Raw genomic sequence first — 12,567 nt, 5'->3', positions numbered from 1 at the left:
ACGGTCGACGACACCGCCGCGCCCGTCGAACGCACCGCGCGCAGCGCCCCGCTCACCCCGATCCTGCGCGGGCTCGTCGAACGCGGCGGCCCGATCGCCGACTACCACCAGTCCACCGTGCTCCACACCCCGCCCGGCGCGGACGCCGACCGGATCACCGCAGGACTGCGCCGCGTCCTGGACCACCACGACGTCCTGCGGGCCCGGCTCACCGACCACACCCTGGAGATCCCGGCCCCCGGGGCCCACCCCGAGCAGCCCCCGCTGATCAGGATCGATGCCGTCGAGAAGGCCGAACAGGACCTCCTCGCCACCCTGCGCGCCGGGGCCCGTGAGGCCGCCCGGAGCCTCGACCCGTACGCGGGCGTCATGCTCCGGGCCGTATGGCTGGACGCGGGACCCGACCGCGGCGGCCTGCTCGCCCTGCTCATCCACCACGCGGTCGTCGACGGCGTCTCCTGGCGCATCCTCACCCAGGACATCGCCGCCTCCCTCGAAGCCGAGCGCCACGGCCACACCGTCGAACTCCCGCCCGTGCAGACTGCGTTCGCCGACTGGGCCGAGAGCATGGCCCTGGCCGCCCGCACCCCCGAGCGGGTCGCGGAGGCCGCCCACTGGACCACCGTCCTGGCCGGCCCGGACACCGCGCTGCCGCCCGTGGACCCGGCGCGCGACACCTTCGCCACGGTGCGGACGATCCCGGTCGCGCTCGCCCCCGAGCACACCCGCCCGCTGATCACCCGACTGCCCGAGCGCTTCCACGCCGGACCCGACGACATCCTGGTCACCGCGCTCGCCCTGGCCTTCGCCGCCTGGCGCGGCGACGCCGACCCCCTGGTCGTCGACATCGAAGGCCACGGCCGCGCCGACCACCTCGTCGCCGACGCCGAACTGTCGCGCACCGTAGGGTGGTTCACCAGCGTGCACCCGGTACGCCTCGACCTCGGCGGCCACGCCCCGGCGAGCGCCCAGGAGACGGCGGCGGCCCTCAAGCTCGTCAAGGAACAACTCCGCGCCGCCCCCGACAGCGGCATCGGCTTCGGGCTGCTGCGCCACCTCAACCCGGAGTCCCGCGCCACCCTCGCCGCCCTGCCCGCCCCACGGGTGGCGTACAACTACCTCGGCCGCTTCGGCACACCCCACGAGAGGCCCGGCGGCGGGCCGCCCGCCCCCTGGAGCCCCGCCCTGACCGGCTCGCTCGGCGGGGGAGCGGACGACGCCCTGCCCGCGTCGCACACGCTCACGCTCAACGCCTCCATCGTCGACGGACCCCAAGGGCCCGCCCTCCAGGCCGGGTTCAGCTTCCCCGACCGCCTGCTGGACCCGGCGGACGTCGAACGCCTCGCCCACCTCTGGACCACCGCCCTGCGCACCCTGGGCCGCCTGCTGGACGACCCGGCGACCGGCGGCCACACCCCCGGCGACTTCCCTCTCGTCGAGGTCGCCCAGCAGGAGATCGACGCCCTGGAAGCCCGCGGACCGCTCACCGACCTGCTGCCGCTCTCCCCGCTCCAGGCCGGCCTGTACTTCCTGACCCGTTACGGCTCCGAGGGCGACGGGCCCGACGTCTACACCACGCAGACCACGCTGGAGATCGAGGGCGACCTCGACACGGCCCGGCTGCGCACCGCCGGCCGCGCCCTCCTCGCCCGCCACCCCAACCTCCGGGCCGGGTTCCACAGCCGCCAGGACGCGGACCCGCTCCAGGTCGTCCCCGCCGTCGCCGAGATCCCGCTCCACGAGTACGACCTCACCTCGGCCGACCTTCCCGAAGGCCGGCGCGAGGGGCGCGCGCGGAACATCCTGGACGCCGACCGCCGCAACGGCTTCGACCTGTCCGCGCCCCCGCTCCTGCGCTTCACCCTCGTACGGCTGGGCGCGGGCCGCCAGCTCCTCGCCCTCACCTCCCACCACATCCTGCTCGACGGCTGGTCGGGCCCCCTGCTGGTGCGGGACCTGCTCGCCCTCTACCGGGGCGACCCCGGACCGGCCCCCCGCCCCTACCGCGACTACCTCCACTGGATCGCCGGCCGCGACCGCGCGACCACGACCCGGCTGTGGCAGGAGGCGCTGGCCGGGATCGACGGGCCCACCCGCCTGGTCCCCGACGCGGCGGCGCTGCCCGCCGGAGTCCCCGAGCGCGTCGAGATCCCGCTGCCCGACGAGCTCGTGGCCCGCGTCCACGCCTTCGCCCGCGCCCAGGACGTCACCGTCAACTCCGTGCTCCAGAGCGCCTGGGGCCTCCTGCTGGGCCGGCTCACCGGCCGTAGCGACGTCACGTTCGGCGTCACCGTCTCGGGACGCCCCGCCGACCTCGACGGCTCGCACGAGATGATCGGCCTCTTCATCAACACGGTGCCCGCCCGCGTCACCCTGCGCCACGACCAGCCGCTCGCCGCCCTCGTACGGCAGACGAGCGACCGGCAGGCCGTACTGATGGACCACCAGTACGCACCGCTCGCCGAGCTCCAGCGGCTCGCCGGACACCGCGAACTCTTCGACACCCTCATCCTCTTCGAGAACTTCCCCGTGGACGCCGAACAACTGCGCCGCACCGAGGAGCGGGCGGGTCTGCTCGTCACCGGGGCCCGGGGGCACGACGCCACCCACTACCCGCTGGTCCTGGTCGCCCTGCCCGGCCGCGATCAGCTCGCCCTGGCCCTCGACCACCGCCCCGACCTCCTCACCACCGAGCAGGCGGCCACCATCGGCGCACAGTTGCGCCAGGTCCTGGAACAGCTCGTCGACCGGCCCGAGCGCCCCACCGGCTCCATCGGCCCCGCCGCCACCGACACGGCCCGCCTCGACGGCCCGGTCCACGACGTCACCCCGCTGGGCCCGGCCGGCCGCTTCCTCCACCGGGCCGCCGCCACGCCCGACGCCACCGCGCTGATCGCGGGCGACGAGGAGTGGAGTTACGCCGCTCTGGCCGCCCGGGTCACCACGCTCGCCGGGCGACTGCGTGACCTGGGCGCACGCCCCGAACAACTGGTCGCCGTCGCCCTGCCCCGCAGCGCCGACCTGCTCGCCACCCTGCTCGCGGTCTCCGCCACCGGGGCCGCGTACGTCCCCGTCGACCCGGACTTCCCGGCCGAACGCGTCGCGTACCTGCTGGCCGACGCCGACCCGCTGCTCGTCATCGACCCCGACTCACCGGTCCTCGCACCGCAACCGGACGACGGGCCCGGCCCGGCCGCCCCGGGAGCCTCACCGCGGCCGGACGACGGGCCCGGAGCGCACGCGTCGGGCGTCGCACCGGGGGAGCCGGGCCCCGTACCGGATCTGCCCGGCCTCGCACCGGGGAAGCCCGGCACCGGCCCCGTACCGGATCTGCCCGGCATCACCCCCGCCCCCGAGACCACCGCGTACGTCATCCACACCTCCGGCTCCACCGGAAACCCCAAGGGCGTCGTCGTCACCCACCGGGCCCTCGCCAACCTCCTGGACGCGATGGCGGACACCCTCGGCACCGGCCCCGGCGACCGGCTGCTCGCCGTCACCACCGTCAGCTTCGACATCGCCGCCCTGGAACTGCTCGTCCCGCTCGTCACCGGCGCGAGCGTCGTGCTCGCCCGGCGCGACCAGGTCCTGGACCCCGTCCTGCTGTCCGGCCTCGCCGAGCGCACCGGCGCGACCCACCTCCAGGCCACCCCGTCCCTCTGGCGCGGCCTGACCGACGCCGCCCCCGGCCTCCTGGACGGCCTCTGCGTCCTGAGCGGCGGCGAACCGCTCCCCGCCGACCTCGCCGACCGCCTCGCCCGGGGCGGCCGGCGGCTCGTCAACCTGTACGGCCCCACCGAGACCACCGTCTGGTCCACCGCCGCCGAACTCGCCGCGGGACAGGGCGATCCGCACGTCGGGCGCGCCCTGCGGAACACGACCCTGCGGGTCCTGGACGCCGGGCTGCGCCCCGTACCGCCCGGCGTTCCCGGCGAGCTGTACATCGGCGGCGCGGGGCTGGCCCGCGGCTACCTCGGGCGCGGCGGCCTGACGGCCTCCCGGTTCACCGCCGACCCGTACGGCGGGCCCGGCAGCCGCATGTACCGCACCGGCGACCTCGCCCGGTGGCAGCGGGACGGGACCCTGCGCGTCCTCGGCCGCACCGACCACCAGCTGAAGGTGCGCGGCCACCGGGTCGAGCCCGGGGAGATCGAGAACGCCCTGCGCTCGCACCCCGACGTCGTTGACGCCGTCGTGGTCGGCCTGCCCGATCCGGGCGGCTCCGTACGCCTGGTCGCCTATGTCACCGGAACGGCCACCGGGCTGCGCCCCTACCTCGCCGAACGGCTGCCCGACCACCTCGTCCCCTCGGTCCTCGTGCCGCTGCCCGCGCTGCCGCTGACCCCCAACGGAAAGGTCGACCGGGCGGCCCTGCCCGCACCCCAGGCGTCCGGCGGGGACCGGACCCGCGCGCCCAGGAACGCCCGGGAGGCCGTGCTCGGGGAGCTCTTCGCCGACGTGCTCGGGCTGGACCACGCCGGACCCGACGACGACTTCTTCCGGCTCGGCGGCCACTCGCTGCTCGCCATGCAGCTCGCCAACCGGCTCCGCTCGACCCTCGGCGTCGAGGTCGCCCTGCGCGACGTCTTCGAGCACCCCACCCCGGCCGCGCTCGCCCGGACGGTGCTGCCGCGCTCCGGAGCCCGTACGGTCCCGGTGCGGCGCGAACGCGTACCGGGCCGGCCGCTGCCGCTGTCGTTCGCGCAGAACCGGCTCTGGTTCCTGCACCGCCTGGATGGCCCCAGCGCCACGTACAACCTGTTCATCGTCCTGCGCCTGGGCGGGGCCCTCGACGTGGACGCCCTGCGCCGGGCGATCGGCGACGTCGTCATCCGCCACGAGAGCCTGCGCACCGTCTACCCCGACACCGAGGGGCTGCCGCACCAGCACATCCTGGACGAGGCCGAGGCCCGCGCCGCCTGCGGGCTCACCGTCACGGAGGTGGCCGAGGCGGATCTCGACGCGGCGCTGCGGGCGCGGGTCACCCACCCGATCGACATCATCGAGGAGATCCCGCTCCGGGCCCGGCTGCTGCGCACGGAGACCGATCACGTCCTCGCCCTGACGCTCCATCACATCGCGGGCGACGAATGGTCGATGCGCCCCCTCACCGAGGACCTGCGCACCGCCTACACCGCCCGCGCCGCCGGAACCGAGCCCGACTGGGAGCCGCTGCCCGTCGACTACGCGGACTACGCCCTCTGGCAGCGCGACGTCCTCGGCGACGAGGGCGACCCCACCAGCCGGGTCGCCCGGCAGGCGGCGTACTGGAAAGAAGCGCTCGCCGGTTCGCCCGACGAGCTGAGCCTCCCCTACGACCGCCCGCGTCCGGCGCGGGAGACCCACCGCGGCGCGACCGTCGCCTTCACCGTCGACCCCGCGCTCCACGCCGGGCTGCGGGCCCTCGCCGCCCGCAACGGCGCCAGCGTGTTCATGGCGGCGCAGGCGGCCCTGGCCGTCCTGCTCTCCGCCCACGGCGCGGGCTCCGACATCCCCATCGGCACGCCGGTCGCCGGCCGTACCGACGAGAAGTTCGACGATCTCGTCGGCTTCTTCGTCAACACCCTGGTCCTGCGCACCGACCTCGCCGGGCGGCCCACCTTCCTCGAACTCCTCGCCCGCGTCCGGGACACCGACCTGGCCGCCTTCGACCACGCCGACCTGCCCTTCGAGCAACTGGTCGACATGGTCGCCCCCGAGCGCACCCTCACCCGCAACCCGCTCTTCCAGGTCATGCTGGTCTTCCAGAACATCACCGAGGAGACCTTCACCCTGCCGGGCCTGGACGTCGCCCCCCTCAGCGCGGACCCCGAAGTCGCCAAGCTCGACCTCCAGTTCACCCTGGCCGAACGACCCGGCGGGGGCGGGATCAACGGCATGCTGATCTACCAGACCAGCCTGTTCGACCACGCCACGGCCCAGGCTCTGGCCGACCGTTACGTCACCCTCCTGACCGCCCTGGTCGCCCACCCCGAACGGCCCGTGCACCGCGCCGCCGTCCTCAGCGCCCCCGAACGGGCCCGGGTGCTCGCCTCGGCCACCGGCCGACACCGCCCGCTGCCGCCCGTCACCCTGCCGGAGCTGCTCGCCGAGCGGTACGGCAGGACGCCGGCCGCCCCCGCGATCATCGACGGCGAACGCACCCTGTCGTACGAGGAGTTCGACGGGCGCGTCGGCCGGCTCGCCGCCCTGCTGCGGGAGAGGGGCGTGGGGCCCGAGAGCCGGGTCGCGGTGGCCCTGCCCCGGAGCACCGACCTGGTCGTCGCCCTCCACGCCGTACAACGCGCGGGCGGGGCCTATCTGCCGGTCGACCCGGAGCACCCCGCCGAGCGCATCGCCCACCTGCTCGACGACTCCGACCCGTGCCTCCTGATCGGCCGGACCGAGGTGCTGGACGGTCTGCCCGTCCCCACCGGCCTGCCCGTCCTGCCGCTCGACGACGACGCCGTACGGGGCAGTCTGGCGGCGGCCGAGCCCGCAGGGGTCCACCCGGCGCTCCGCCCCGACCACGCCGCCTACGTCCTGTACACCTCCGGCTCCACCGGCAGGCCCAAGGCCGTCGTGGTCACGCATGCGGCGCTCGTCAACCGGCTGCGCTGGATGGCCGATTACCGCCCGCTCGCCCCGGACGACCGCGTCCTCCAGAAGACCCCGGCCGGATTCGACGTATCCGTATGGGAGTTCTTCCTGCCGATGCTCACCGGCTGCACCCTCGTCGTCCTGCCGGACGGCCACCACCGCGACCCGGCCGCCGTCGCGGAGGCCGTCATCCGGCACGCCGTCACCACGCTCCACTTCGTCCCCTCGATGCTGGCCGCCTTCGCCGCCGAACCCCGGGCCGCCGACTGCACCGGCCTGCGCCGGATCATCGCCAGCGGCGAGGCCCTGAGCGGCTCCCTGGCCGACGCCGTGCACCGGGCGCTGCCCCGCACCGCTCTGCACAACCTCTACGGCCCCACCGAGGCGGCCATCGACGTGACCGCCTGGGAGAGCACCCCCGGCTCCGGTTCCACCGTGCCGATCGGCCACCCGGTGGACAACACCGGCGTCCACGTCCTGGACGCCTGGCTGCGCCCCGTGCCGGACGGCGTCACCGGCGAGCTGTACCTCAGCGGCCCGCAGCTCGCCCGCGGATACGGGGGCCGGCCCGCCCTCACCGCGGCCCGCTTCGTCGCCCACCCGTACGGCGGCCCGGGCGAACGCCTCTACCGCACGGGCGACCTCGTCCGCCGCCGGGCGGACGGAGCGCTGGTCTACGTCGGGCGCACCGACGGCCAGGTCAAACTGCGCGGGCTGCGCGTCGAGCTCGGCGAGATCGAGGCCGTCATCGGCGAGGACCCGTCCATCGCGGCCTGCGCCGTGCTGGTGCGGGAGGACCGGCCCGGCAGGCCCGTCCTCACCGGCTATCTGGTCCCCGCCCCCGGCTCCACGCCCGACCACCGAAAGATCACCGAACGCTGCGGCCGGCGGCTCCCCGACCACATGGCGCCCACCGCGCTGATCACCCTGGACCGCCTCCCGCTCACCCCCAGCGGCAAGCTCGACCGCACCGCCCTGCCCGCCCCCGACCTCGCGGCCTCCGCCACGTCCGTCGCCCCGCGCGGCATCCGGGAGGCGCTGCTCACCGCCCTCTTCGCCGAACTCCTCGGCATCCCGGAGGCGGGGGCGCGGGACAGCTTCTTCGCGCTCGGCGGCGACAGCATCCTCTCCATCCAGCTGGTCGCCCGCGCCCGCAAGGCCGGTGTGGTCATCACGCCCCGGGACGTCTTCGAGCACAAGACCCCCGCCGCGCTCGCCCGCGCCGCCGCGACCGCCGGACCCACCGCCGTACCGCGACTCGACGCCACCGGACGGCTTCCGCTGACGCCCATCATGCGGTGGGCGCTCCAGCGCGGGCCGATCGACGGCCTGCACCAGTACGCCCATCTCGTGACCCCGCCCGAAGCCACCGCCGCCACCCTGACCGCCGCGCTCGGCCGGCTGGCGGAGCGGCACCCGATGCTTCGCGCCGCCCTGGTGGGCGACCCCGGGCGGCAGGCGCTGCACATTCCCCCGCCGGCCGGCCGCACCGGGGGCGAGGCGCGTGTGCTCCTCCACGCGGACTGCTCCGCCGACCTCCCCGGGAGCGCGGCCGCGGTCGAAAGGGCCGCCTCGCTCGCCGCTGAAGCCGTCGACCAACTCGACCCTGCTGAAGGGCAGTTGGTGCGGGCCGTCTGGTGCGACCACGGTCCGGGCCGCAGCGGGCGGCTGGTCCTGGTCATCCACCACCTCGCCGTCGACGGCGTCTCCTGGCGGATCATCACCGCCGACCTGGCCGCCGCCCACGCCGACGTCCTCGCCGGAGCCCCGCCCGCCCCGCCCGGCGACGGCACTTCCTTCCGGCAGTGGGCCCTGGGCCTGGCCGACGCGGCCGCCGCACCCGCGCGCCGGGCGGAGGCCCCCGTCTGGCGGGCCAGGGAAGAACGCACCGCGCCCGCGCTCGGGGCCCGCCCGCTCGACCCGGCCCTGGACACCCAGGACACCGTCGCCCACCTGGAACGCACCCTGGACCCCGCCCTCACCCTGGCCCTGCTCACCCGGGTCCCCGCCGCCGTGCACGGCTCCGTCCACGACGTCCTGGTGGCGGCGGCCGGGCTGGCCCTCGGGCGCTGGCGCGAGGAGCGCGGGGCGGGGGAGCGGGGCGGTGACGTCATCGCCGTGGAAGGGCACGGGCGCGAGGAGAGCGTCGTCCCGGGCTCCGAACTGTCCACCACCGTTGGCTGGTTCACCAGCTGGTACCCGGTCGCCCCGGACCTCCCCGCACCGGTGCCGGAGCGCGGCGGCGACGCGCGCAGCGCGCTGATGGCCGTCAAGGAACACCTGCGCGAGACCCCGGACCAGGGCATCGGCCACGGCCTGCTCCACCACCTCGACGACCCCGCCGGCCCCTCCCGCACCCCCGAAGTGGTGCTCAACTACCTCGGCCGCTTCACCGCACCCGGCGGTGCGGCCGACACCGGACCGGCGGCGTGGTCGCCCGCCCCCGAGGCGCTGCCCCCGCTGCGGCCCGCCCGCAACACCGTGCCCGTCCTCTTCCCCCTGGAGATCATCGCCTCCACCATGGACGGCCCCGAAGGCCCACGGCTGGCCACCCGCTGGACGTACGCCACCGGCATCCTCGCCGCACAGGACGCCGAACGGCTCCTCACCCTGTGGTGCGAGGCCCTGGAGACCCTCGCCGACATCCCGGCGGACCCGGTCCACACGCCCTCCGACTTCCCCCTGGTCCCCCTGGACCAGCGCCGAATCGACCGGCTCCAGGAGCGGTCGCCCGCGCTCCAGGACGTCTGGCCGCTCACCCCGCTCCAGGAAGGGCTGTACGCCCTCACGCAGTTGGCGGACGACGACGTCGACGTCTACACCATGCAGCTCGTCCTGCGGCTCGCCGGGGACGTCGACGCCACCGCCCTGCACCGGGCGGCGGCCCGGCTCCTCGACCGCAACCCCGGGCTGCGGACCGCGTTCGTCACCACCGGCGGCCGTCCCGTACAGGTCGTGGCGGCGGACGTCGCACCCGACTGGAGCGAGAGCGACCTCAGGACCGCCGCCGGCACCGCGCGGGAGGAGGCGCTGCGCGCGATCGCCGAGGACGACCGCACCCGGCCCTTCGACCTGACCACGCCGCCCCTGCTCAGACTGCGGCTCGTCCGGCTGGGGGAGCGGGAGCACGCCCTGCTCGTCACCAACCACCACGCGATCCTCGACGGCTGGTCGGTGCCCGTCCTGCTCCAGGAACTGCTGTCGCTGTACGCGGCCGAGACCGGGCCCGCCGAACCGCCCGCCCTCCGGCGTCCGTTCCGGGACTTCCTGGTCTGGCGCGCCGCCCAGGACGTCCCCGCCGCCGAGCACGCCTGGCGCGAGGCGCTGGACGGAGTCACCGAGCCGACCCTGCTCGCCCCCGCCGACCCCGGCCGGCGGCCCGTCCTCTCCCACCGGATCCCGCACCGGCTGGACGAGGTCCTCCGCGAACGCCTGCAAGGGCTCGCCCGGAGCGCCGACGTCACCCTCAACACCGTGGTCCAGTTCGCCTGGGCCCTGCTGCTGGCCCGGCACACCGGCCGGGAGGACGTCATCCTCGGCGCGACGGTCTCCGGACGACCGGCGGAGATCGACGAGGTGGAGAGCATGACGGGCCTCTTCATCAACACCCTGCCCGTCCGCGTCGACCTGCGGCGCGCCACCACCGTACGGCAGGCGCTGGCCCGGCTCCAGGAGGAGCAGTCCAGGCTCTCCGCCCGTCAGCACCTCGGCCTCGCCGCCATCCAGCGCATCGCCGGGGCCGGTGAACTCTTCGACACCCTCCTGGTGTTCGAGAACTACTTCGTCGACGGGGACGGGCTGCGCCGCGCGGAGCGCTCGGGCGACCTGGCCGTCACGGCGAGCGAGCACACCGACGCCACCCACTACCCGCTCACCCTCGCCGTCGTACCCGGCGGCCACCTCACCCTCGAATACCGGCCCGACCTCTTCGGCCCCCAGGAGGCGGGCGGCCTCATGCGCCGGTTCACCCACCTCCTGGACGAACTGAGCAGCCGCCCCGACGCCCCCGTCCACCGCGTCCAGGCCCTCGACCCGGCCGAGCGGAGCCGGATCCTGGACGACTGGAACCCCGCTCCCCGCCCGCACCCCGCGCAGACCCTGCCCCAGCTCTTCGCCGAGGCGGCCGCCCGCGACCCCGAGGCCCCGGCCGTGGTCTGCGGGGCCACCACCCTGAGCTTCGGGGAGCTGGCCGCCCGCGCCGCCCGCCTCGCCCACGAGCTCGTCGCGCGCGGCGCGGGCCCGGAGGACGTCGTGGCGCTGATGCTGCCGCGCACCGAGGACATGCTCGTCAGCATCCTCGCCGTCCACCAGGCCGGGGCCGCCTATCTGCCGCTGGACCCCGACTACCCGCCCGCCCGGCTCGCGTTCATGCTCGACGACGCCTCACCCGCGCTCCTGGTCACCACCACCGCGCTCGCCGGCCGCACCGCCCACCCGCACACCGTGCTCCTCGACGACCCCGCCACCCTCGCCGCGCTCGCGGACCGCCCGGACCAACCGCCCACCGACAGCACCCGGTCGCGCCCGCTGCTCCCCGACCACCCCGCGTACCTGATCTACACGTCGGGCTCCACCGGCGCCCCCAAGGGCGTCGTGATCACCCACCGCGGTGTGGTCAACCTCTTCCACAGCCACCGCCGGGCCCTGTACGAGCCGGTCGTCGCCCGGACCGGCCGGGACCGGCTGCGCGTGGGGCACGCCTGGTCGTTCTCCTTCGACGCCTCCTGGCAGCCCCAGTTGTGGATGTTCCACGGCCACTGCGTGCACGTCCTGGCCGAGGACGTCCAGCGCGACCCGGAGCGGCTGCACCGCTATCTCCGCGCCCACGCCGTCGACTTCATCGAGGTGGCCCCCTCCGTCCTGGCCCAGCTGGAGCAGGCCGGGCTCACCGAGGGCGGCCGGTGCCCGCTGCCCCTGCTCGGCGTCGGCGGCGAAGCCGTCCCCGACACGCAGTGGGCCCGGCTCCGCGAGCTCCGGGACACCGAGGTGGTCAACCTGTACGGGCCCACCGAAGGCACCGTGGACGCGCTGGTGGCCCGGGTCCGCGACAGCGAACGCCAGCTCATCGGCCACCCGGTGGACAACGCCCGGGTGTACCTCCTGGACGCGGCCCTGCGCCCGGTGCCGCCGGGGACGCCGGGGGAGATGTACCTCGCGGGCGCGGGGCTGGCCCGCGGCTACCGGGGGCGGGCGGCCCTGACGGCCGAGCGCTTCGTCGCGGACCCCTTCGCCGCCGACGGCAGCCGGCTCTACCGGACCGGGGACCTGGCCCGCTGGACGCGCGACGGGGCGGTGGAGTTCCTCGGCCGGGCCGACGACCAGGTGAAGATCCGGGGCTTCCGCATCGAGCCGGGCGAGATCGAGACGGCCGCCGCCGCCCACCCGGACCTGGCCCGCGCTGTGGTCACGGCCCGGGAGGACGACGGGGTGCGCCGACTGGTCGCGTACGCCGTGCCGCGCCCGGGAACCGCCCCGGACCCGGTCGAGGTGCGGGCCTGGCTCACCGGGCGGCTGCCCGCGCACCTGGTCCCGGCGGCCGTGGTGCTGCTGGAGGCGCTCCCGATGACCGCGAACGCCAAGCTCGACCGCGCCAGGCTGCCCGCCCCCGACTTCGGCGCGGCCGTCCGGGGCCGGGCGCCCGTGGGGGAGCGGGAGCAAGCGGTGTGCGAGGCGATGGCCGACGTACTCGCGCTGCCCCGGATCGGCGCGGACGACGACTTCTTCGCGCTCGGCGGCGACAGCGTCGTCACCGTCCGGCTCGCGGGGGCGTTGCGGGAGCAGGGGTGGCGGGTCTCTCCCCGGGACGTCTTCGTGCACCGCACCGCCGCCGCCCTCGCCCCGGGGCTGCGGCGCGGGGCGGAAGCGGACGGTACGGCTGCCGAGCCGGACGCCGGGATCGTGGGCGAGGCCCAGGACGCGGAGTCGCCGGGGACGGGTCCCACCGGCGTCTCGCCGGCCGCTCCGCGGGACGACCGTGCCGGACACTGA

Annotated in this window: 1 protein-coding gene (only partly in view); it reads left to right on the top strand. The window is 75.8% G+C overall.

The annotated features are described in order from the left end of the window. Positions 1–12,567: the 3' portion of an amino acid adenylation domain-containing protein gene (locus ACLJPL_RS26155; protein ID WP_411083388.1), read on the top strand. The gene continues 3,132 nt to the left of window position 1, outside the view; the window shows 12,567 of its 15,699 coding nt (coding positions 3,133–15,699); its start codon lies off the left edge, out of view; its stop codon occupies positions 12,565–12,567.

It is taken from the genome of Streptomyces sp. cmx-18-6 (assembly GCF_046548915.1).
Classification (GTDB): Bacteria; Actinomycetota; Actinomycetes; order Streptomycetales; family Streptomycetaceae; genus Streptomyces.
The sequence above is the reverse complement of the archived record's forward strand: the minus strand, read 5'-3'. Positions and strand labels throughout refer to the sequence as shown.